Annotated in this window: 17 protein-coding genes and 1 pseudogene; all 18 read left to right on the top strand. The window is 59.7% G+C overall.

Going from position 1 to position 22,076, the window contains the following annotated elements; all coding sequences use genetic code 11:
* Positions 1 to 156 precede the first annotated feature (156 nt).
* Entirely contained in the window at positions 157 to 747 is a 591-nt protein-coding gene (locus tag ACQ4W0_RS12165; RefSeq protein ID WP_436576934.1) for a hypothetical protein, read from the top strand.
* Between the two features lie 37 nt (positions 748 to 784).
* Positions 785 to 1,294 (top strand): type VI secretion system contractile sheath small subunit, encoded by a 510-nt coding sequence (gene tssB, locus ACQ4W0_RS12160; protein ID WP_426070655.1) that lies wholly within the window; start codon positions 785 to 787, stop codon positions 1,292 to 1,294.
* A gap of 1 nt (position 1,295) precedes the next feature.
* Positions 1,296 to 2,786 carry a type VI secretion system contractile sheath large subunit gene (gene tssC / locus ACQ4W0_RS12155; RefSeq protein WP_436576933.1) on the top strand — a complete coding sequence of 497 codons (1,491 nt, stop codon included), beginning with the start codon at positions 1,296 to 1,298 and terminating at the stop codon, positions 2,784 to 2,786.
* 35 nt (positions 2,787 to 2,821) lie between these two features.
* Positions 2,822 to 3,313 (top strand): Hcp family type VI secretion system effector, encoded by a 492-nt coding sequence (locus ACQ4W0_RS12150; RefSeq protein WP_034750126.1) that lies wholly within the window; start codon positions 2,822 to 2,824, stop codon positions 3,311 to 3,313.
* A 66-nt stretch (positions 3,314 to 3,379) separates the two neighbouring features.
* Positions 3,380 to 3,856 (top strand): type VI secretion system baseplate subunit TssE, encoded by a 477-nt coding sequence (gene tssE / locus ACQ4W0_RS12145; RefSeq protein ID WP_436576932.1) that lies wholly within the window; start codon positions 3,380 to 3,382, stop codon positions 3,854 to 3,856.
* On the top strand, positions 3,853 to 6,507 hold the full coding sequence (gene tssH, locus ACQ4W0_RS12140; RefSeq protein ID WP_436576931.1) for a type VI secretion system ATPase TssH: 2,655 nt from the start codon (positions 3,853 to 3,855) through the stop codon (positions 6,505 to 6,507). The genes tssE and tssH overlap by 4 nt, the downstream gene beginning before the upstream one ends.
* 21 nt (positions 6,508 to 6,528) lie before the next feature.
* A complete protein-coding gene (tssA, locus tag ACQ4W0_RS12135; RefSeq protein WP_436576930.1) occupies positions 6,529 to 7,560 on the top strand; it encodes a type VI secretion system protein TssA in 1,032 nt (343 codons plus the stop codon).
* Positions 7,561 to 7,602: 42 nt separating this feature from the next.
* Complete coding sequence (locus tag ACQ4W0_RS12130) at positions 7,603 to 8,403, top strand: substrate-binding periplasmic protein (RefSeq protein WP_436576929.1); 801 nt, start codon at positions 7,603 to 7,605, stop codon at positions 8,401 to 8,403.
* 34 nt (positions 8,404 to 8,437) lie between these two features.
* Positions 8,438 to 8,950 carry a lipocalin family protein gene (locus ACQ4W0_RS12125; protein ID WP_436576928.1) on the top strand — a complete coding sequence of 171 codons (513 nt, stop codon included), beginning with the start codon at positions 8,438 to 8,440 and terminating at the stop codon, positions 8,948 to 8,950.
* A gap of 264 nt (positions 8,951 to 9,214) precedes the next feature.
* Positions 9,215 to 10,969 carry a methyl-accepting chemotaxis protein gene (locus tag ACQ4W0_RS12120; protein WP_436576927.1) on the top strand — a complete coding sequence of 585 codons (1,755 nt, stop codon included), beginning with the start codon at positions 9,215 to 9,217 and terminating at the stop codon, positions 10,967 to 10,969.
* A 140-nt stretch (positions 10,970 to 11,109) separates the two neighbouring features.
* Entirely contained in the window at positions 11,110 to 11,799 is a 690-nt protein-coding gene (locus ACQ4W0_RS12115; RefSeq protein ID WP_436576926.1) for a tRNA-uridine aminocarboxypropyltransferase, read from the top strand.
* Between the two features lie 80 nt (positions 11,800 to 11,879).
* Positions 11,880 to 12,197: a hypothetical protein gene (locus tag ACQ4W0_RS12110; protein ID WP_436576925.1), complete on the top strand. Its 318-nt coding sequence runs from the start codon at positions 11,880 to 11,882 to the stop codon at positions 12,195 to 12,197.
* A gap of 180 nt (positions 12,198 to 12,377) precedes the next feature.
* Positions 12,378 to 13,646, top strand: a complete 1,269-nt coding sequence (locus ACQ4W0_RS12105; RefSeq protein ID WP_436576924.1) for a tyrosine-type recombinase/integrase — start codon at positions 12,378 to 12,380, stop codon at positions 13,644 to 13,646.
* Positions 13,643 to 15,577 (top strand): site-specific integrase, encoded by a 1,935-nt coding sequence (locus tag ACQ4W0_RS12100; RefSeq protein WP_436576923.1) that lies wholly within the window; start codon positions 13,643 to 13,645, stop codon positions 15,575 to 15,577. Before ACQ4W0_RS12105 ends, ACQ4W0_RS12100 begins: the two co-directional genes overlap by 4 nt.
* 4 nt (positions 15,578 to 15,581) lie before the next feature.
* Positions 15,582 to 17,786 (top strand): integrase, encoded by a 2,205-nt coding sequence (locus tag ACQ4W0_RS12095; RefSeq protein ID WP_436576922.1) that lies wholly within the window; start codon positions 15,582 to 15,584, stop codon positions 17,784 to 17,786.
* Entirely contained in the window at positions 17,773 to 18,249 is a 477-nt protein-coding gene (locus ACQ4W0_RS12090; protein ID WP_436576921.1) for a hypothetical protein, read from the top strand. Before ACQ4W0_RS12095 ends, ACQ4W0_RS12090 begins: the two co-directional genes overlap by 14 nt.
* Before the next feature lie 337 nt (positions 18,250 to 18,586).
* Positions 18,587 to 19,069, top strand: a pseudogene (locus ACQ4W0_RS12085) (transposase); the annotation flags it as partial.
* A gap of 1,154 nt (positions 19,070 to 20,223) precedes the next feature.
* Positions 20,224 to 22,071 (top strand): DUF3857 domain-containing transglutaminase family protein, encoded by a 1,848-nt coding sequence (locus ACQ4W0_RS12080; RefSeq protein WP_436576920.1) that lies wholly within the window; start codon positions 20,224 to 20,226, stop codon positions 22,069 to 22,071.
* The last annotated feature ends 5 nt before the right edge of the window (positions 22,072 to 22,076 follow it).

The following is a 22,076-nucleotide window of genomic DNA, read 5'->3' as shown; positions in this document are numbered from 1 at the left end:
TCAGGATTCATGTCGCCGTACGCCGCTGTAGCGTGGAACTTCTTCTTTGCTGATTAATCTCAATCTGGCAAAAAAATTGGCGATCAATAATGGCCTCCACCAAGGCGCCGCCCATCTTTCCCAGCGGTAGCGTCCTCCACGTGAAGGAATGCCCCGATGAAGCCAGCCACCATGTTGCCCCGTATTGCCTGCCTCGCCAGCGCCTTGCTGCTGGCCGCCTGCGCCACGCCAGACCAGTCGGCGCCCAAAAAACCTGCCGCGCCGACCCTGGCGCAAGTGATGAGCGACGCCGATGCGGCCGCGCGTGCCGGCCAGTACGAGCGCGCCATGACCCTGCTCAAGGGCGGTGGCAGCAGCTACCCGGCCGACAAGGCGCCGTGGCTGCAAATGGCGCAGATGAAGTTCGACCGCGGCCAGTATGGCGACGCCATCGGCCATGCGCTCGAAGCGCTGGAGCGCGACCCGGACGACAAGGTCGCCAACAGCATCGTCGCCGTCAGCGGCTTGCGTCTGTCCGGCAAGGCACTGGCCGACCTGTCGCGGCAAAACAATCTGAATGGCTCGCTGCGCTCGGAAGCGCAGGACCTGGCCAAGCTGCTGCGCGCAAGCATCGGCGAAGACGTGCTGGTGCCGCCGGCCAAGCGTCCGCCGGCGGCCGGCAAGCGCGCTGCCGGCTCCGGCGTGCCGGCGGCGAAGGGCGCGGCGCAGCAAGGCGGCGCGGCCGATCCGTTCAGCGGCCTGAAATAAGCCAGCATCCCCACCATCCCCTTGCAAAGGAAGCGACATGCCCAAGTCCGACAGCGTGCAAAAACGCCTGCAAAAGATACGCGCGCCGCGCGTGCAAATGACCTACGACGTCGAGATTGGCGACGCGATTGAAAACAAGGAGCTGCCCTTCGTGGTCGGCGTGCTGGGCGACTTTGGCGGCAATCCGGACAGCGAGAAAAAACGCCTGAAGGATCGCAAGTTCGTCGCCATCGACCGCGACAACTTCGACGAAGTGCTGGCCGGCGTGGAGCCGGTGGCGCGTTTCGCCGTGCCGAACCGCATCAGCGAGGCGGGCGGCACGTTCGCCGTCGACCTGCACTTCCGCTCGATGGATGACTTCCGCCCGGAATCGGTGGTGCGCCAGGTTGACCCCTTGCGCAAGCTGCTCGAGGCGCGCACCAAGCTGGCCGACTTGCGCAACAAGCTGGCCGGCAACGACAAGCTGGAAGACTTGCTGACGGAAGTGCTGAACAACACGGACAGCCTGGCCAGCCTGAAACCGCAGTTCCCAGCGCAGGAGGATTGAGATGAGCGCCCAGGCAGAAACCCTTACAGTAGCCGCCCCCGGTGCGCCGGCCGCGACCGACTTGCTGGACCAGATCGTCGAGCAAAGTCGCGTCGCCAAGTCCGGCGCCGAACATGCGCGTGCGCGCGACCTCATCTCGGAACTGGTGGCGCAGGTGCTCGACGGCACGGTGCTGATGTCCAGCAGCCTGTCGGCCACGCTGGACGCGCGGGTGGCGGAAATCGACCGTCTGATTTCCGCGCAGCTCAGCGAAATCATGCACGCGGCGCCGTTCCAGCAGCTTGAGCAAAGCTGGACGGGGCTGCGTTACCTGGTCGGCAATTCCGATACGGGCACGCGTCTGCAGATCCGCATGTTCAACGCCACCAAGCGCGAACTGGTGAAGGATTTCCAGGCGGCGCTGGAGTTCGACCAGAGCAGCATGTTCAAGAAGGTCTACGAAGAGGAATTCGGCACCTTCGGCGGCGCCCCATTCGCCGCGCTGCTGGGCGACTTCGCCATTTCCCGCCAGCCGGAAGACATGTATTTCGTCGAGCAGATGTCGCACATTGCCGCCGCCGCGCATGCGCCCTTCATCGCGTCGGCCGCGCCCGAGCTGTTTGGCCTGGAAAGCTACGGCGACCTGGGCAAGCCGCGCGACCTGGCCAAGGTGTTCGACACCATCGAGTACGCGAAATGGAAAGCCTTCCGCGAATCCGAGGATGCGCGCTATGTGGGCCTGACCTTGCCCCGCTTCCTGGGCCGGCTGCCCTTCAATCCCGTCGATGGCACCACTGTGGAAGGATTCAACTTTGTCGAGGAAGTCGACGGCAGCGATCATCACAAATACCTGTGGTGTAACGCCGCGTATGCGTTCGGCTGCAAGCTGACGCGCGCCTTTGCCGATTACGGCTGGTGCGCCGCCATCCGCGGCGTGGAGGGCGGCGGCCTGGTGGACGACCTGCCCACCCACACCTTCAAGACGGACGAGGGCGACGTGGCCCTGAAATGTCCGGCCGAAGTGGCGATCACCGACCGCCGCGAAAAGGAATTGTCGGACCTCGGCTTCATCTCGCTGGTGCACTGCAAGAACACGGCGTATGCCGCCTTTTTCGGCGCGCAATCGGCGCAGAAAAGCCGCAAGTACAACAGCGACGCGGCCAATGCAAATGCGGTGCTGTCGTCGCAGCTGCAGTACATCTTCGCCGTCTCGCGCATCGCCCACTACATGAAGGCCATGATGCGCGACAAGATCGGCAGCTTTGCCGCCGCCTCCAACGTGGAAGACTTCTTGAACCGCTGGCTGATGCAGTACGTGCTGCTCGACGATAACGCCAGCCAGGAGCAAAAGGCGCAGTTCCCCCTGCGCGAGGCTTCCGTGCAGGTGCATGAAGTGCCGGGCCGGCCCGGCGTGTACCGCGCCGTGTCGTTCCTGCGGCCCCACTTCCAGCTCGATGAATTATCCGTTTCGCTCCGACTGGTCGCGGAGTTGCCGAAGTCGACCAATTCCTGATCCATACGATCATCTTTCAACCAGAGGAGCACACCATGGCAATCGATGTATATCTGCAGATAGACGGCATCAAGGGCGAGTCCACCGATGACAAGCACAAGGACTGGATCGAGTGCAAATCGGTCAGCTGGAGCGTCGAGCAGCCGAAGTCTGCCACCGCCTCGACGGGCGGCGGGCACACGGCCGAACGCTGCGAGCACAAGGACATCGTCATCTCCAAGCTGGCCGACCTGGCCTCGCCGGTGCTGCTGCAGACCTGCTCGGCTGGCAAGACCATCCCCAAGGCGCGCTTCGAATTCATGCGCGCCGACGGCCAGGGCGAGCGCGTCAAGTACTTTGAAATCGAAATCGAGAATGTGCTGATCGGCGCCGTCACGCCGAACGTGGAAGAAGGCGACATCCTGGGTGAACATGTCGGCTTCAAATTCTCGAAAGTGAAGTGGAAGTACACGCAGCAAAAAGTGACGGGCGGCGCCGGCGGCAATACCTCGGGCGGCTGGGACCTGGCCGCGAACCGCGTGGCTTGATCCATGGTGCGCGGCGCGCGGCGACCACCTTCGCCCGCGCGCCGCGCCGACTTTTCAGGAGAGCGCATGGACAGTTATGTACCTGGCCTGTTCGACCGCCTGATGGGCGACGGCGGTGCGGCAGCAGGCGGCGTGGCGGCGCGCCTGTCGCTCGAACAATTGAAGGATGCGGTGGCGCGCGACCTGGAAGAGCTGCTCAACACGCGCGTGGCCCTGCCGCCCGGCGCGCTGGACGCGTATCCGGAATGCGCGGCGTCCATCGTCAACTATGGCTTGATCGATTTTGCCGGCATGTGCCTCTCCAGCAGCGATGACCGCACCCGCATCTGCGCCGCGCTGAAGGCCGCCATCGAACGCCATGAACCGCGCCTGCGCAATGTGCGCGCCCGCCTGGAGCGCGAAGCGGGCAGCATCAACCGCGTGGGCTTCGTCATCAGCGGCACCCTGGCCGTGATGTCCGGCGGCGAGACGGTCAATTTCGACGCCGTGCTGCAGCCGTCGTCGCTGCGCTATTCGATCAACCGCAAGGGAGCCGCCGCATGAGTGATAATTTGAAAACCCTGATCGCCAAACTGAATGACACGGCGCGCACGGCCGCCACCCGCGCCGCCGGCATCTGCGTGGGACTGGGGCAGTATGAAGTCGATATCGAACACCTGTTCCTGGCCCTGCTGGAGCAGGAGCGCAGCGATTTCGTCACCATCGCGCGGCGCAGTGAAATCAGCCTGACGGCGCTGGAGGCGGACCTGCGCCGCGAGATCGGCAGCTTCCGGACGGGCAGTGCGCGCACGCCCGTGTTTTCGCCCCACTTGCCGCTGCTGTTCGAACATGCCTGGCTGATCGCCTCGCTCGGCACGGCGGTGGATGCCACCCGGCCGGCCACCATCCGCAGCCGCCATCTGTTGCTGGCGCTGTTGACGGAGCCGGAACTGTCGCAGCTTGCGTACCGCGGCTCGAAGCTGTTTGCCCGTTTCAGCGTCGAGCAATTGAAGCATCATCCGGACAAACTGACGGCCGGCTCCGGCGAAGAGGAAACTGAGGCAGTGCCGCAGCTTTCCGAAACACCTTGCGATCCGGTTACTGCCCTGGCCAGCAAGACTCCGGCGCTGGACCAGTTCACCACCGACCTGACGCAACTGGCGCGCGACGGCAAGCTCGATCCCGTGATTGGCCGCGAGGCGGAGATACGCCAGGCCGTCGACATCCTGCTGCGCCGGCGCCAGAACAATCCCATCCTCACGGGCGAGGCGGGCGTGGGCAAGACGGCCGTAGTGGAAGGCATGGCCTTGCGCATCGCTGCCGGCGACGTGCCCGAGGTGCTGCAGGGCGCGCACATCCACGCGCTCGACATGGGTTTGTTGCAGGCCGGCGCCAGCGTCAAGGGCGAGTTTGAAAGCCGGCTGAAGAATGTCATCGACGAGGTGGCGAAAAGCCCGCACGCCATCATCCTCTTCATCGACGAGGCGCATACCATGATCGGCGCCGGTGGTCAGGCGGGGCAGAACGACGCGGCCAATTTGCTGAAACCGGCGCTGGCGCGCGGCGCCCTGCGCACGATTGCCGCCACCACCTGGAGCGAGTACAAAAAATACTTTGAAAAGGATGCAGCGCTGGCGCGGCGCTTCCAGGTGGTGAAGGTGGAAGAGCCGGGCGAAGACATTGCCTGCGCCATGCTGCGCGCCATGGCGCCGCTGATGGAGCGCCATTTCGGCATCCGCGTGCGCGACGCCGCCATCGTCGAGGCGGTGCGCCTGTCGCACCGCTACATCAGCGGGCGCCAGTTGCGCGACAAGGCCATCAGCGTGCTCGATACGGCGTGCGCCAAGGTGGCGCTGGGCCAGCGCGCCACGCCGGCGCAGCTGGAAAATGCGAACCGGCGGCAGGAACGCATCGGCGCGGAAATCGCCGCCCTGACCCGCGAGGCCAGCGATGGCGAAGCGCCCGATAAAGCTGCTGCCACGCGCCTGGCGCAGCTGCGGCGCGAGCATGAGGAAGGACAGGCGGTGATCGCGGCGCTGGCGCAGCGTTGGGAGCGTGAAAAGGCGCTGGTGGCGCAGATCGGCGACTTGCGTGGGCAGCTGCGCGGCGAGCGGCCGGGCGAAGTCGGCGCGGCACGCCTGCTGGCGCTGAAGGAAGAACTGGCGGCCCTGCAGGGAGAAGCGCCGCTGGCGCCGCTGGAAGTCGATGCACAGGTGGTGGCCGGCATCGTCGCCGGCTGGACCGGCATCCCGCTGGGGAAAATGCTCAAGGACGAGATTCGCACCGTGCTGACACTGGATGGGGCACTGCGCGAACGGGTGCTGGGCCAGGACCACGTCATCACGGCGGTGGCGCAGCGCGTGCGCACGGCGCGCGCCAGCCTGGACGACCCGAACAAGCCGCAAGCCGTGTTTTTGTTCACGGGACCGTCCGGCACGGGCAAGACGGAAACGGCGCTGGCGCTGGCCGACCTGCTGTATGGCGGCGAGCGCAAGCTCATTACCATCAACATGAGCGAATACCAGGAGGCGCACAGCGTGGCCGGCCTGAAAGGCTCGCCGCCCGGCTATGTCGGCTATGGCGAGGGCGGCGTGCTGACGGAAGCCGTGCGGCGCCAGCCTTACAGCGTGGTGCTGCTCGATGAAGCGGAAAAGGCCCATCCCGACGTGCTGGAGCTGTTCTTCCAGGTCTTCGACAAGGGCGTGCTCGATGATGCGGAAGGGCGCGAAGTCGATTTTCGCAATACCATCATCATCGCCACCTCGAACCTGGGTTCCGGCGCCATGATGGCCGCCTGCCTGAACCGGGCAGCGCAAGACTTGCCCACGCCGGCCGCGCTGGAAGAGCTGGTGCGCCCGCAACTGGTGGCGCATTTCAAGCCGGCCTTGCTGGGACGCCTGAAGGTGCTGCCCTTCTATCCCTTGAACGACGCGGTGCTGGCCGAGATCATCGTCCTGAAGCTGGCGCGCATCGGCGCGCGCATCGCGCGCAACCACCAGGCGCAGTTCAGCCATGACGCTGGCCTGGTCGAGGCGGTGCTGGCGCGCTGCACCGAGGTCGACTCGGGCGCGCGCAATGTCGACCAGATCCTCAACGGCAGCCTGCTGCCGGCGATCGCCGAAGCGGTGCTGGCGCGCATGGCAGAAGGCGAACCGACCACCTCGATACGCGTCAGCGCCAGCAAGCAGGGGCAGTTCAAGTACATCATCAAATAACGTCACCCCGCGGAGAGCGCCATGTTCAATCTCGATCAATTGCTGCACCCCGTCAGCGCTGTCAGCCCCTGCGGCGAAGACATCACTTTCAGCCAGGAGCTCGACGCCATCGCGCGTGCGCGCCAGCACGATGATCCCAGCCTGGACCAGGGCGAGTGGGTAACGGCGCTGAAGGAGGCCGACTGGCCGTTCGTGGCGACGCGCTGCGAACAGCTGATCGCTGCGCGCAGCAAGGATTTGCGCGTGGCCGTGTGGCTGGCCGAGGCGCACGCGAAAACGCGCCACTTCCGTGGCCTGGGCGATGGCTACGCGCTGCTGGCCGGCCTGTGCGAGCGCTACTGGGAAGGCTTGTACCCGCCCGCGGAAGAGGGCGACCAGGAACAGCGCATCGGCAATGTCTTCTGGCTGCTGTCGCGCACACCGCAGTTGCTGCGCGAGATCCCGCTGACCGATGGCGCAGATGGCCTGTTTTCACTGCAGGATTTCGATGCGGCGCGCCAGCGCGCGGCGGCCAGCCTGGCGCAGGGTGCAGCGGAGCAGGGCTGGGGTGATGCGCGCCACGACGAAGGGGCGACCCTGGCGCAGATGGAGGCGGCGCGGCAAAGGAATACACGCACCTTTTCCGACGCATTGCTGGCCGATGCACAATACTGCATGCAGTCGCTGCTGGCGTTCGAACGCAGCGTCGATGCGCGTTTCGGCACCGATGGCCCGAGTTTTCGCGCCGCGCGCGAAGCGCTGGAAAACGTCATTCATTGCATCGCGCCGCTGCCATCTGGCGTGGACTTTGCCGGCGCGCCGCCCGCCGCTGGCCAGGGCGCCAGCAACGGCGGGGGCGCCATCGTGCAGCGCCAGCAGGCGCTGGCCCAGTTGCGCCAGGTGGCCGATTTTTTCCGCCGCACCGAGCCGCACAGCCCCGTCGCGTATCTGGCCGACAAGGCCGCCAGCTGGGGCGAGCTGCCGCTGCACCTGTGGCTGCGCGCCGTCGTCAAGGACTCGGGCACCTTGGCGCAGCTCGACGAGATGCTGGGGACGAATGGCGCGAACGGGTGATCGCTGTTGGCGCTTCCATGCTAATCTTCGGGCATGTCCAGAATGCTCATGTTGACCGCCGCGCTATGCCTGTTCATCGCTGCCAGCGCGCAGGTTGGGGCTGCGATACCGCTGGTAATCTATGGCGACGACGATTATCCGCCGTACTCCTACGTCGAGCATGGACAGCTGAAAGGCATCTACACGGAGATCGTGCGTGAAGCCGCGCAATCGATGCCGCAGTATGCGGTGCAGCTGCGCCCCGTGCCCTGGAAGCGGGGGTTGCTGATGCTGCAGACGGGCGAGGCGTTTGCCCTGTATCCGCCGTATTCGTGGCGCAGCGAGCGGCCGTATGTGCGCTATTCCGTGCCGCTGCTGATGGAGCAATTGGTGGTGTTGTGCAATCAGGACGTGCTGGCCAGGCGCGCGCTGCGGCAGTGGCCTGCCGATTACGGCGGCCTGCACATCGGCGTGAATGCGGGTTTCCTGCTTGGCGATGCGGCGCAGACGGCGTCCATGCGCGCCGAAAAAATCGTGATCGACCCGGCCAAGGGTACGCGCACGAATCTGCTCAAGCTGATGCGCGGACGGATCGATTGTTATGTCAGCGACCGCCTGTCGGCGCAGTGGGAATTGCAGCGCATCCGGCGTGTAGGGCAGCCGGGCACGCCGATGCAGGCGCTCCAGACGATACAGGAAACGGCGCAGCTGGCCAGCCAGCAGGGCCACCTGGGCTTTACGGCGCGCCAGCCGGCTGCCTACCCTTATCGAGATGACTTTATCGAGCAATTCAATGCCGCCATCGTGCGCATGCAGCATAGTGGCGCGATCCGCCGCATCGTCGACCGTGCATTGCTGCCCTGACGTTGCTGCCCTGATTTCAACTATGGAGTAGAGCATGAAAAAACTGTTGTTCCTGTGTGTGCTCGTGCTGGCCGGCTGTGTGGGCCGGCCCGAGAATATTCATCCCGTCAATAACTTCGACACGACCCGCTATCTGGGGCAGTGGTACGAGATCGCGCGCCTCGACCATTCCTTCGAACGGGGCCTCAGCCATGTGACGGCCGACTACAGCCTGCGCCAGGATGGCGGCCTGAAAGTGCTCAATCGCGGCTACAAGGACGCGGACGCGAAGTGGAAGGAAGCCGAAGGCAAGGCGTATTTCGTGGACAAGAAAGACGCGGGTTACCTGAAAGTGTCGTTTTTCGGCCCCTTTTATGGTTCCTACATCGTGTTTGATTTGGACCAGCAAGATTACAGCTATTCCATGATCAGCGGCCCCGACAAGTCATACTTGTGGTTGCTGTCGCGCACGCCCACCATGGACCCTGCCTTGCAGCAGCGCCTGGTCGAGAAAGCCCGGGGCCTGGGTTTCGATACGTCAAAATTGATCTATGTGAAGCAAAACTGACCTTGCTTGCCTGCCGCCCGTTCGTGGCGGCATAGCGCCTTCCAGTTGTTGCTTTTCCGCATGTTATTTCTTGCCATACCACGCTGATTCACTCACAATCTGCTCCAAAGTGGTGCGCTGCGGCGTGCTGCCATTCTGGTGACGCGGGTAGCGCTGCGTCGCCACTCGTGATTGCCGCACGGCAGATGCCTGCTATATTGGTACGTAGCAGCAGGTCGGTTTCGTGGCGTCTGTGCATTGTTTTTTTCAGATAGGAATCACGCAATGAAAAACCTCAAAATCGGCGTGCGTCTCGGTGGCGCTTTTGCCGCCGTCCTGCTTCTGTTGACGAGCCTGACCGTGGTGGGCATCGTGCAGATGCAAAGCGCTAGCAAGGAAACCGATACACTGGTCAACGTCAAAGTGCGCAATGAGCGCCTGATCGGTGAATGGACCAAGGTCATCGAAGTGAACGCGGCGCGCACGGCGGCCGCCTGGAAAGTCAGCGATTCCGAACATCAGAAGCAGTTTGAAAAGGAAATGGCGGTCTCGTCCGCCCGCGCCACGGAAATCCAGAACGATATCGGTAAGAGCGAGCTGAACGCTGAAGAGCAGGCGCTGTACCAGGAGGTGCTGAGCACGCGCAAGGCCTACACGGAAGTGCGCAAGAATGTGTTCAAGGCCAAGAATGCGGGCGACCTGGAACTGGGCAAGCGCCTGTATGAAGGCGACATGGTCGCCAAGCGCGACATTTACCTGGCGGCGCTGAAAAAGCTGGAAGTGCTGGAAGCCAGATTGCTCGATGAAGCGGCTGCGCACATCCGTTCGCGCTACGAAAACGGCCGTTTGCTGCTGATCTCGCTGGGCGCGGTCGCCATTTTGCTGGGCATCGCCTGCGCATACTGGATCACGCGTTCGATCACGCGTCCCATCACGCGCGCCGTCGAAGTGGCGGAAGCCGTTTCCGCTGGCGACCTGACCAGCGATATCGTGGTGGAAAGCCGTGATGAAACGGGGCAACTGATGCATGCGCTGAAGAACATGAACGATAAACTGGTCAGTATCGTCGGCCAGGTGCGTGCCGGCACCGAGTCGATCAGCACGGCATCGAGCGAAATTGCCGCCGGCAACCTGGACTTGTCGTCGCGCACGGAAGAGCAGGCCAGTTCGCTGGAAGAGACCGCTTCTTCGATGGAAGAGCTGACCTCGACCGTGAAACTCAATGCCGAGAATGCGCGCAGCGCCAATCGGCTGGCCATCGACGCTTCGCAAATCGCCAGCAAGGGCGGCGTGGTGGTGTCGGAAGTGGTCAGTACCATGGGCTCGATCAACGATTCCTCGCGCAAGATTGTCGACATCATCAGCGTCATCGACGCCATCGCCTTCCAGACGAATATCCTGGCCCTGAACGCGGCCGTGGAAGCGGCCAGGGCCGGCGAGCAGGGCCGCGGTTTTGCCGTGGTAGCCTCCGAGGTGCGCAACCTGGCGCAGCGGTCGAGCGCGGCAGCCAAGGAAATCAAGGGCTTGATCGACGATTCCGTGCAAAAGGTCGAGGCCGGTTCGCAACTGGTGGACAAGGCGGGCCGCACCATGGACGAGATCGTGCAAAGCATCAGCCACGTGACGCAGATCATGAACCAGATCACCGACGCCAGCGATGAGCAGCGCGCCGGCATCGAGCAGGTCAACCAGGCCATCGGCCAGATGGACCAGGTGACGCAGCAAAACGCGGCCCTGGTGGAGCAGGCCGCCGCGGCAGCCGAATCCATGCAGGAACAGGCAGCCAAGCTGGCCGACGTGGTGGGGGTATTCAAGCTTGATGTCACGCAACAATATATCTCGGCCGGCGTGTCTGCCCGACCCGCCGCAGGCCAGCCTGCGGCACGGCGCACCGTGAGCGCTGCTGCGCGCGCCTCCGCGTCCACTGTCGTCGCCCGCTCCGCCAGCGGCCCCGTCAAGGCAGCGAAACCGGACACGGCACACACCAGCAAGCCGCGCACACCAGTCGCTTCCGGCGCCGACGAGTGGGAAGAGTTTTAAGCAGCAGTTTTAAGCATTGCTTTAAACATTTTTAAGCAGTTTTCAGCTTTGTTTTAAGGGGGCGCTCGCTCGACCATTCCCGCTGGCATGGTGCGAGCGCTACAATCGCGGCTTGAAGAATCCCGCGCACGCGCTCCGCCATGACCACCAGCCGCACCTCCAGTACCTCCATCACCTCCAGCTACACCTCTGCATCGCCCTCGCACGCCGAACCACCCAAACGCGAGCGCTGCCCGGTCTGCCTGCGTGCAGCCGCCAGCTGCATCTGCCGCTGGATCGCCCCCGTTTCCCATGCGGTGGACGTGCTGATCCTGCAACATCCGCTGGAAGTCCACAACGCCAAGGGCAGTGCCCGCTTGCTACACCTGAGCCTGCCCAACAGCCAACTGCTGACAGGCGAACAGTTTGCCACGGACACGCTGGCCGCACTGCTGGCCGACAAGCACAATGTGCTGCTGTATCCAGAGACGCCCGGCGACCGTTCGCTGGGCATCGCGCCGCCGCCAGCGCTCGACCCCGTCACCTTGCTTGATCCGGCACGCTTGCGGCTGGTGGTGCTGGACGCCACCTGGCGCAAGAGCCGCAAGATGCTGTACTTGAATCCCCGGTTGCAACAGTTGCCGCGCCTGCCCTTGCGCGATACGCCCGCTTCCCATTACCTGATCCGCAAGGCGCACGCGCCGGACCAGTTATCGACTCTGGAAGCGACGTGTTATGCCTTGATGCAGTTGGAGCAGGACACCCCCCGTTTCGTTCCCTTGATCGCGGCATTCGACGGCTTTGTCGCGCAGCAGTTGAGTTATGTCATGCCGCATGCGGAAAAAGCGTGAAACGGCATCACGCGAGCCCTTGATCTTGCCCGCACAGCGGCATAGTATACTGTACGTATATACAGTTAATGGGGCCGTTCATGAAAGCAATCATTCCAGAGCACGATGACAGCTTCGCCGGGCAAGCCATGTTGCCGCCGCAATCGCTGAAAGCCCGCAAGGGTCGCGGCGCTGTGTCGAACTTGCAAGGGCGCTACGAGGCGCATGCGCGCGCCGGTTTCGATGATGGCTGGAGCGTGGGCGGCCTGGACGAGGCAGCCGGGGAGGAGGGGGCGCCGGGCTGGAAGACGCAGGTCAGCGACGAGCAGGCACGCACCATCCTTACGCGCAATGCCTCGCCCGATTTGCCCTTCAATGTGTCCCTGAACCCGTACCGGGGCTGCGAACATGAAATGTAAACTGAAATCTAGGTTCGCTTTCATGGGGGGATGTGGTGTTCTTTTTTTCTAGTATGAATAATATTGAACCATTAAGTTTGTGCACGTACGTGACGTTTGTTCTTGATCTATTGAAATAACATCCTATTCTTAGAAAATATTTGTTCACAATGGCTTTGGCCAAGCGACAAGGTGGAGAACATGTTTCTTCAAGGGGAGGTCGTCCTTTTTATCAACAACACCGATAATCCGGAGTTGAAGTTTGGGGCGCCGGCGCTGTTTCTGGAATCCAGGGACAAACTGGATCTGTTCGAGGAACCCACACGTTTCCTGGGCGAGTTTTATGTCAGGTCCGGTTCGACATCTAGTCTCCATACTTGGGCGAAAGCAGCTTATGGCCTCAAGAGCTGGTTTCAGTTCCTGCAGGCTATTGATCGTGACTGGCCGAACGCGAGTGAACAGGATCGAGTCGATTTTCGGGACGTGTATCTGGGATCGATCAGTCGAAAGACTGGCAGAGCCTACGGCGCAGCGGGTGTGCGCGATGCCATGGTCGTAATACGTTCCTTCTATCAGCATTGTGCGAATCGGGGCACTTACAATGGCGACATTAGCGAAAATCCGTTCGCGGTGGAGTACAAGGTGCCAGTAGACCGGGATGCCTTGGCGCACACCCGATCCACCGGCGTCATCAAGAGTAAGGACCGTGCCCTGCCAAAGGTGCGCCCTGGCGTCAAGATTCATCCACTGACGCCGCGTGATCTGAAAAACCTGCTCTGTCACATTGGCCCACAGGCCGGCGCTCGCGATGGCGACCAGCGTGTGGCGCGCGACCGCCTGATCTGCGACCTTGGATGGGCAGTCGGTCTGCGGCTGAACGAAATCAATAACTTGACCACGCTGCAATTTATGACCCTCAGTCCTGACAGTTGTGCACCATTCGTTGGCATGGCGCTCACCATCCTCCATGGAAAGGGTAATAAGACGCGGCAGGTAATTATTCCGGCCTGGCTGGTCATGGATGTTCACGCATATATGGATGGCGAGCGAATCGCTTCGCTACGGGCACGCAAGATAAAAACCAGGCACGCGCCTACGCGCCTGCTCTTAGGGCATGAGCACTCCAGCAGCGCCGGAAGGCCCATTACGAACGCGGCGCTACAGAAGATGTTCAGGGAGGCATGTCTGACGCTGGGAGTGGTGAATATCCTCGAGAAGACCGATCCGGAAACGTGCAAGAAATTTATGTACAAGACGCCGCGACATTCGATCCACGATCTGCGTCACACATACGCCGTACTGACCTATCACGCCGAACGGGCCAACGGTAACGCCGAACCATGGAAGAAGATACAGGCCCAGCTCGGTCATAGCAATCTCCAAACAACAATCGACACCTACCTGTCGCATGTCGAAATATTCACTGACCAGTCAGGCTTACTTGACATTAGAAAGATGCTCGGACTATGACAACCGACCCTATCGGCTCGCAGGTACGGGCGCGCGAACCTCGCAAAGGGAAGAAGCCGTCTTCGGCTGCTAGCAACGTTGCGCAGGCAAAGATGAAAATGGAACAGGATGGAAGGATCGAGACCATCGTCCAGAGCCGCGCCGAGCACGGCGCGAACCCCAAGACCGGCGAAGCGACGCTGACGGCCTTATTCCCTCAAAGAGCCGGGCGCAAACCGCATCACGTCGACCTGAGCTACCTGCTGGCCTTCCCCAACCTCCATCCGATGTTCACGGAGGCCTTCCTATGCTGGGGGGCAGGTCTCGCACCTCGTACCCGCGACGGCTGTAGAGACACTCTGCGACGTCACTTTTTTAAATATCTGGAGTCGGACTGGTCCAATATGCTGTGTCCCGGGGACATCGACGACGAGCTACTGACCGGGTTCAGGAACAGCCTGCTATACAAACCTGGGGCGCGCGGCAAGAAACTCCAATCTAATACGATAAAACAGGCATTGGGCGCGTTGAGATCGGTTCTTGAAGCGCTCGTCAACGGACCGTGGGCCCGCGCTGCCAGTCGCATCGTCGAACTGGTTCCGTCCGGGCCGGCGCGTGCCGACAAAAAAATAGTGCCAACCGAAGTGCTGGGGATGGAGCAATTGCTGGCTATCATTAGTGCCGCAGAGGCTGAGGTGCTGGCCGTCGAGCAGCGCTTCGCAAAAGCTCGGGTGTTGCTGGCCGAAGGACGCGCGCGTTCACAAGATCTCGGTGGGTTCACGAATAGTACTCACGCCGATTACCGCGAACTTGCGGTATGCCTCGCCGCCTTGGACGAAAGCTGCCCTGGTATGTTCTACGATCTTAGGTGGATACAAGCAAGGTGCCCGGCTCTGGCTGCGGCGGTACAGTTCACCCATCGTATGGGAAATGTCGCTTCCTATTTTTACCCATCCGCCCGAGATCTGGTGCCGTTCGTGCTGCTCTTGGCCATTACTACAGTATTCAATCCTGACACAGTATTGAGCCTAAACTGGTCCGATATCGACTTTGACAAAAAGCAGGCCGGCGTTCCGGTCGTCGAGATCATCGGAGCGAAGGGCCGGGCAGTCCGAGATTTGGTGCGTTTGCTCGATCCGGAGGCGGCGGTATCATCACGACTCAGTCTAAAACAGATACTTATCTGTTTGCGGGAAATAACAGAACGTATCAGACCGCATCTCGCGCCGGAACATGCAGACCGCCTGTTCGTATACGTGCAACAAAGCGGTACAAGAGTCCCCAAGGGCTTCGGTGTGAACGGCGAGATGAACCAGCAACCATCGCATGATACGGTGTGGGGGAATGCGCTCAGAAACTTCATTAAAGACAACAAGCTTCCGTCATATACACTGGGCCAGATGCGCCCGACCATCCTCGATCTGGTCCAGTTCATGGACGGCAGCCTGGAAGCGGCCCGCAGGGTCGGTAACCACGGCAACGCGGCGACCACCTGGACGCACTACACCAGCAGCGGCGTCAGGGCTCGTTACCGGGAGCGGATAGGGCAGGTCATCGTGTTGCGCGAACGCTGGTTGCAAACAGGCGGCGATATCGATCCGCGGCGCTTGCCTCCGGGACAGGACAAAGGCGCTGCGACGCCGGGGTTTTCGTGTTTGGACCCGTTTGACTCGCAGCGGCCGAACCAGCAACCGGGCAATTTGTGCAAGGATTATGGCGGCTGCCCGTCCTGTCCGATGGCGGCCGCGCATCCGGGCAATCCGCTTTGCGTAGCCTACTACACGGCGCTCGAAGCGGCGATCTACCGGAGCCAGGGCACAATGAGTGCACGAACGTGGATCGAGCGTTGGACGCCGGTTTTGGCCGACCTAGCCGCGCTGCGCGCGTGGATTCCGCCAGATGTGCTTGAAGCGTCGCGCGATATTTCAATCCGGCTCCCAAATGTGGGGTGACTATATGAAGACGACGATTCAGCAAGATCAGGGTACAGGACAGTCCGAGCATAAAAAGATTCACGAAATGAACGAGGAGGATCTCAGTGATTACCGTGTAAGCGAGAACAGCCAGTTCCGGGACACGATCTGGTTCTTCACCAACTTGACGCCTGGAGCCAGAAAAAACGTTTCCACCATTAACTGGGGAATGATTCTGACCGACGGCAGCAAGCTGACTGACGACTGCCATGCCGTACGCTTACGCTGGGCAAAGATACTGGTGCTTACTCTCTTGGTACTGCCCTCCGATGGACGCAAGCCTAGTCCCGGATCCATGGGCAATATTCAACTTCAACTCAAATATCTCCTTTCTTGGATGAACGATGCCGGATACCACCATGCGCATGAGCTGACGCCTGCCGTGATACGACACTATCTCGACCAGTTACCCGGACTGCTAGTGGCCCGCTCCAATGACGGTGAGATAAGTGTGAGTGCAGCGATAAGAGCATTGACGACGCTCATGGAGCTATGGGATCAGAGGCGTGCCATGGCTAAGATGGGGTTGGAATCTCTGGAAAGCCATCCATTTGAAGGCAGGGGTGCGAATGCTGTAGCGATGGGTATTGCCACCAAGCCGGGAGGTTGGATAAAGCCATTGCCCGACGAGGTAGCTATTCCTTTGCTGAACAAGGCGGCATGGTTTCTCGGCATGCCAGCCGACGATGTGCTTAGGCTACTCGATATCGTGCGCGATCCGTTGGCGGCCAGCAGGGTCATCGTTATGAGATCGCGAGGTGCAAAAGTATCCGTGTGCAAACCTGGCGTTAAAAAACATGCAAGAACGAAGCGCGCCAGAGGGTTTCTCGAAGCATTCACATTCGGCACACCGCCGGGCGACAGTCAGCCGTGGCATCAACCGCTCGATTCGGCGTACGAGCAATCATCGGACCGCCATAATGCAAGAATGACCCGGGCCAGGGAATTGTGGGAAGCTGTACGTGACGCCGCCGCGATCATCGTCCAAGCGACATCCGGAATGCGTGTGTCGGAACTGCTGGGGATCACAGCTGGAATCGACGAAGTCACCGGCTTTCCGACAGGCGTACGCCTGGAATTGAGCGCCACGGGCCTGTACGAATGGTTCGTTATCCGTTCACATCTTTCCAAGACCGAGGAAGGGTTGCCTCGCGAAGTGGATTGGGTCTTGGGCATGCGGCCCGTCGGAAGTACCGAAACGCCTCTAGCCGTTCGGGCGCTGCAAATTCTTGACCGGCTGTACGAACCGTGGCGTGCGTGCGCGCGAACCGACCATTTGATTCTCGCCGGCGGTAATGGCCTCACGCTATCTCTTGCCTCTATGCCGCTTGGCGCGATGACGGGCGATAAGGCCAATGAAACGATGAAACGTTTCCTCAGCCGCTGGATCGACTTGGGCGGCCTTCCCGAGGAGAGTGCGCGCAAGACCGAGGACAATGACCTCGTGCCCTGGCGCGAAAGCAAAGGGACTGTGTTCAGCACGCATATGCTGCGTAAGGCCTGGGCGCAATTTGCGCTGGCATGCGATTCGCGACTATTACCCGCGATCCAGATGCAATTCCATCACATCAGTTTGGCGATGACGGAAGGCGGCTACATCGGCCGTAACCCTTTGTTGTTGGACGAGCTGGACTCCATGTCCATCCAGAAGACAAATCTCGCCGTGTTCGACATCATCGTCGGAAAAAGCAAACTGGCGGGACGGATGGGCGAACAGCTTGAGCAGGCGCTGGCGAAACTGCGTGCCAAGGCCGGCACTCTGCCGACATCGGAGAAGTGGAGGCAAGCCGTCGAGTGGGCCGAATGCAATGACCTCAAGATGTTCTTCACGGCGCATGCAACTTGCTGTCCAACGCGCACCAGCAAAATGCGCTGCCACGACGCATCGAACACCCCAGTCTGGCTGCGCAAGGCGCCTAATACCGCAACGCGCGAGCCGAGCGTATGCGCAGGCTGCGCTTGCGCGATCATGGATAAGAGCCATGAACCGTTCTGGTCAGACCGCTACGTTGGGTGCGAGGTATCCGTACGCCAGGCAGAAGCGCCGGGAGCACACTCCGGCCCATTTCGGGAAATTCGCTTCCGAGCTGATCAAGCCCGGAGCATCCTGAAGAAGTTCGGTGCCGATTTGGATGCGCTGGATGCCCGCGTGGCTTCGATCATGGGGGGCGGACATGTCAAGACTTAAGAAAGAGGCTCCGCCGCAGGACCCGATAGAGCAGGATTTTCTGAACGCCATCGATCGCCTGCGCGACGGCGAGCCGAAAAACAAACAGCTCAAAGCGCGCAAGGCCAAGGGAACGCTGAAGGTCAACGTCGCCAATGTGGCTTTGGAAGCTGGCCATTCGCGCACGCTGATCGCCTTGGAAGCAGGATGCCGTTATCCGCGCGTACGCGAACTGATTAAACAGGCTAAGACTAGCCGCGACGGACTGCCGACGACATTGAATGAAGTTGTTGCGCGGTTACGCGCCGACAACGCGGAAATGAGAATTCAGATGAACACGCTAAAAGCGACCGTATTGGCGCATTTCAATGCTCGCGATAAAGCTGAAAATGAGGTGTCGCGCGAGCGCGCGGCCGCGTCGCGCTTGAGAAAAGAAGTATTAGAGTTTGGGAAGGTAGTGGCGATCGCTTCGAGAAGGACGTGATACCCTACCTTGGAGATGCTGCTGCGAATCAAGCTTCACATGCCATACTCCAGCGGTTTACTACGGCCAACGGGACTGTCTTTATCACATTGGTATACGAGCCGGGATGTGATCGTGAGCGTCTACTTGGATCGCAAAGACATCCATCCGCAAACCGACCTGGCCTCGTTCAAGGACGTGCTACAGGCGGACGCGTATGCAGGGTTTATGCCTGTATCCGCATGCTTGAAAGTAAGCTGCCACCCGCCCCATCTATGAATTAGTGATCGGCCCAGCCACACTGGCCCTTCCGATTATTCGGGAGGATGGCGGTGGCGAATTCAGAACGAGAGGAAGTGTGGCGCGAGCGCGTGGCACAGAGGCAAGCGAGCGGACTGTTGCATACGCCGCCAAGAAGAAGCTGACGTGGCGCGACCGCTTCCTGGCCGAGATCGACAGCGCGACGCCGTGGGGCAAACTGCGCAAACTGATCGAGCCGTACTATCCGAAGGTCGAAGGCGCCGGCCGGCCACCGATCAGACTGGCGTGCATGCTGCGCATGTATGTGGCCCAGCAATGCTTCGGCTTGGCTGACGAAGGCATCCAAGACGCGATCTACGACAGCCAATCTATTCGTGCCTTTGTCGGCATCGATCTGGGCCGCGAGTCGGCGCCGGACGCAACAACCTTGCTCAAGTTCCGCCACCTGCTGGAAGCTAACGGGCTGACGCGCCAGATTTTCGACACGATCAACGGGCACTTGGCCGCGAAGGGTCTGATGATGTGCGAAGGCGCCATCGTCGACGCCACGCTGATCGCCGCGCCGCCGTCGACCTCGTCATCGAAAAACGCGTTATCGCGGCCAGGCCAAAAACACTGCACAGATCTTTACGTTGTTCGCCTTTGCCAATCTGCTGCTGGCCGCCAGGCGCTTTACGATCACCGAATCCCGTAGTTCGTCCTGATGAAAAAAAGACGCGAAACATCGCGTCGAATGGAACGGAAACGGTCTCGAGCGATTCGCCAATTGACCATTTGGCGCGCCCAACTCGCTAAGAAAGCGAATTGATCAGCACTTCCCTAACCTGTCTATTCAATTAATAGAATGAATATGCAATTAAACCACATTGCAATAAATTTATTAGACTGTTAAAGTTTATTGCCATTAGGAAAATTATTGTTTAACTACATTGAGAAGCCTGGCACCAAGAATAGGCTGGTCATTGCAGGGCGCCATGACTTGGCTAGCCGACGTTTCTGACTGGTAATGTCTATATTTTAAGTCTGACTTAGATTACGTGTTATCAATCAGGTACGTTACGACATTACAAATCGAAAGGTGAGTCGCAATGAGAATTATTGAGAAGAATGAACTTTCTCACGTGAGTGGTGGTGGCCCCGGCGTTGGCGGCGGAGCTGCCGGCACAATCGCAGGCGGCGCAGCAGGTTATGCTGCAAGCGGAGGTTCGTCAGTAGGCGCAGCATGCGGTGCCGTGGCTGGAGCGGCAGTAGGCTTTGCTGGTGGCAATGGCACTAGCCAGGCGACGGCAGGTGCTGCAGCTGGCGTTTTCTGCGCTAAACCTGCGCCGACCCCGGCACCAACGACACCTCCTCCGCCACCACCACCACCACCACCGCCACAGGAGCCAGCAGGTCCGTATTACGCCAGTAACGAAGGCGGAGGAGATTCGGGTGGAGGCTTTGGTGACGGTGCGGGTGACGGTGGTGGCGACGGCGGTGGTGGCGAAGGTGGTGGCGGCGACAAAATTATAAACGACATATGCTAGTGGTAGCAGTCGGGTCACTTATTCCTGTGTTCGGTGTAATTAAGGTGCCCTGAACGTCGCTGCTTTCACAGGCAAGATCGAAGTCTTGTCGAAAAACCTCGGCAAGACTTCATTGTTTAATAGCCTAAAAAACTCCAAACGAACGCTTTGCTGATCAAAACAAGCGAATCGCGCTACTGGCATAAGTTAAATGTCACATCTGAGCATCATGAATATTTTATTTAGACATTTATTATCAATTATTTTTTTTTGTACCGCATTGCATGCTCAAGCAAAAGATGATGGCACCGACTCTTCAGCGCTGGTCGAGAAAGAGACGCAATCCTATGTGGTTAATGCGAATGGTACCTATGTGTTGGAGCATTCGATCGTCTTGTTATTGAAGGATGCTCGCGCTCTTCGCGCATTGGCGCAGTATCCTATCAGCTATAATCGTACGTTGGATACCGTTAAAATAACTACTGCTTATACGCAAAAGCCAAATGGTCGCCGAGTGTTAGTGAGTGCCGGTGAGATTAAGGATCAACAGGAAAAGCAATCGAGCGATGCTCCAATGTTTCAGGATACCAGAGTCAAGGTGGTCATCTTTCCTGAAGTCGCCGTGGGCGATAAGTTGGTATTAAGCTACAGCCAAAGGAGGATGCAGCCCATGTTTCCGGGGCAGTTCGACGATTTGACTTACGCCGGAACGTATGCCGTGAAGGAATTTAGCGTCAGCTATGACATGCCAGCGAATATGAAATTGTATAGCGACGCCGTTGGCTTTGACGTGATCGAAAGCGCCAGCCGGCCGGGCCGTTTGGTATATCGATGGAGGTTTCAGCCGGGGGAGAATGAGCGCCTTGAGCAGGATAGTGTCGCGTACCTTGACCATGGCAAGCGACTCGCGGTATCCACCTTTATCAGCTATGACGCCTTGGGGCGCGCTTACGAGGCGCGCGCCGCCACACGGAGAAAACCAGGCAAGCGAATCGTCGAGCTTGCTAATAATATCATTTCCGGTATTGCTGAGAGTCGTGCCCAAGCATACGCACTGGCTGGCTGGATACGACAGAATATCCGCTATGTTGCCGTCTATGTCGGGCCTGGGGGCATTGTGCCGCATGCTGCAGATACGGTATTAGGCAACCGCTATGGTGATTGCAAAGATCATGCATTACTTCTTGAAAGCATGCTGATGGCAGTAGGGATCGACAGTACGACAGCACTGATCAATGCGGGAAATGCTTACACGCTTCCGACTGCCGCCACGCTGGGAGTGTTGAACCATGCGATTACCTATATTCCAAGCCTGGATTTGTATATTGACACTACAGATCCATCCCTTTCAATGGAGTATTTGCCTCTCAACGAATGGGACAAGCCGACTGTGCTAACCAAAATTGGACATATCGGGCATACACCACCGGCACAGCCACACAAAAGCTTACGTACATCTACTTTTAATATCGACAAGAACGGCTCGGCAAAATTTACGGACGCCGAATCCATAACGGGTTGGGGGGGCGCTGCGGCACGTTATAACCAGCGCAATATGAATGCCGCAGAAAAAAGCATGATGGCAGAGCGCGTGTTGCTGGCATATGGATTAAATGGAAGTGGCGAGTTTGTACCCGGGAAGTTCGAAAATAATGATGGGGTTTACCATTTTAGTCTCGTGGGAAATATATCAAATTTCGCTAACTTACCAGGCCCGACAGGTATTCCCACCTTCAGTAGCCTAATTTCTGGCGTTGCTGGCTGGGTTTTTTCTGCGGCTGCGGAACAAAACCGTACCCAGTCCTATTTCTGTTTGAACGCCTCATATGATGAGAAATCCGAGTTCGTATTTTCGCCAACCATTCGTATTATAGGTATCCCAAAGCCGTTAGAGGTGCATGATGAGAGCTTCGACTATGTGTCAACCTTCGATAGGCGTGACAACGTTGTTTTTGTAACACGCACTCTCAGTTTTCATCGTAATAGGTCGATATGCACACGGGAGGACTTCAAAGCCATCCGGAAAGTCCTAGATAATTTGATTAAGGATATAAAGGCACAGATCGTCATCGGATGAATTTC

The sequence above is a fragment of the Janthinobacterium breve genome (genome assembly GCF_051380895.1).
Lineage (GTDB): Bacteria > Pseudomonadota > Gammaproteobacteria > Burkholderiales > Burkholderiaceae_D > Janthinobacterium.
The sequence above is the reverse complement of the archived record's forward strand: the minus strand, read 5'-3'. Positions and strand labels throughout refer to the sequence as shown.

What these genes read in the sequence shown, in the direction of transcription:
- tssA (WP_436576930.1), top strand. Translation starts at nt 6,529, where the DNA reads ATGTTCAATCTCGATCAATTGCTGCACCCCGTCAGCGCTGTCAGCCCC.
- ACQ4W0_RS12080 (WP_436576920.1), top strand. Translation starts at nt 20,224, where the DNA reads ATGAATATTTTATTTAGACATTTATTATCAATTATTTTTTTTTGTACC.
- ACQ4W0_RS12150 (WP_034750126.1), top strand. Translation starts at nt 2,822, where the DNA reads ATGGCAATCGATGTATATCTGCAGATAGACGGCATCAAGGGCGAGTCC.
- ACQ4W0_RS12125 (WP_436576928.1), top strand. Translation starts at nt 8,438, where the DNA reads ATGAAAAAACTGTTGTTCCTGTGTGTGCTCGTGCTGGCCGGCTGTGTG.
- tssH (WP_436576931.1), top strand. Translation starts at nt 3,853, where the DNA reads ATGAGTGATAATTTGAAAACCCTGATCGCCAAACTGAATGACACGGCG.
- ACQ4W0_RS12120 (WP_436576927.1), top strand. Translation starts at nt 9,215, where the DNA reads ATGAAAAACCTCAAAATCGGCGTGCGTCTCGGTGGCGCTTTTGCCGCC.
- tssB (WP_426070655.1), top strand. Translation starts at nt 785, where the DNA reads ATGCCCAAGTCCGACAGCGTGCAAAAACGCCTGCAAAAGATACGCGCG.
- ACQ4W0_RS12095 (WP_436576922.1), top strand. Translation starts at nt 15,582, where the DNA reads ATGAAGACGACGATTCAGCAAGATCAGGGTACAGGACAGTCCGAGCAT.
- ACQ4W0_RS12115 (WP_436576926.1), top strand. Translation starts at nt 11,110, where the DNA reads ATGACCACCAGCCGCACCTCCAGTACCTCCATCACCTCCAGCTACACC.
- ACQ4W0_RS12100 (WP_436576923.1), top strand. Translation starts at nt 13,643, where the DNA reads ATGACAACCGACCCTATCGGCTCGCAGGTACGGGCGCGCGAACCTCGC.
- tssC (WP_436576933.1), top strand. Translation starts at nt 1,296, where the DNA reads ATGAGCGCCCAGGCAGAAACCCTTACAGTAGCCGCCCCCGGTGCGCCG.
- ACQ4W0_RS12105 (WP_436576924.1), top strand. Translation starts at nt 12,378, where the DNA reads ATGTTTCTTCAAGGGGAGGTCGTCCTTTTTATCAACAACACCGATAAT.
- ACQ4W0_RS12165 (WP_436576934.1), top strand. Translation starts at nt 157, where the DNA reads ATGAAGCCAGCCACCATGTTGCCCCGTATTGCCTGCCTCGCCAGCGCC.
- tssE (WP_436576932.1), top strand. Translation starts at nt 3,380, where the DNA reads ATGGACAGTTATGTACCTGGCCTGTTCGACCGCCTGATGGGCGACGGC.
- ACQ4W0_RS12110 (WP_436576925.1), top strand. Translation starts at nt 11,880, where the DNA reads ATGAAAGCAATCATTCCAGAGCACGATGACAGCTTCGCCGGGCAAGCC.
- ACQ4W0_RS12090 (WP_436576921.1), top strand. Translation starts at nt 17,773, where the DNA reads ATGTCAAGACTTAAGAAAGAGGCTCCGCCGCAGGACCCGATAGAGCAG.
- ACQ4W0_RS12130 (WP_436576929.1), top strand. Translation starts at nt 7,603, where the DNA reads ATGCTCATGTTGACCGCCGCGCTATGCCTGTTCATCGCTGCCAGCGCG.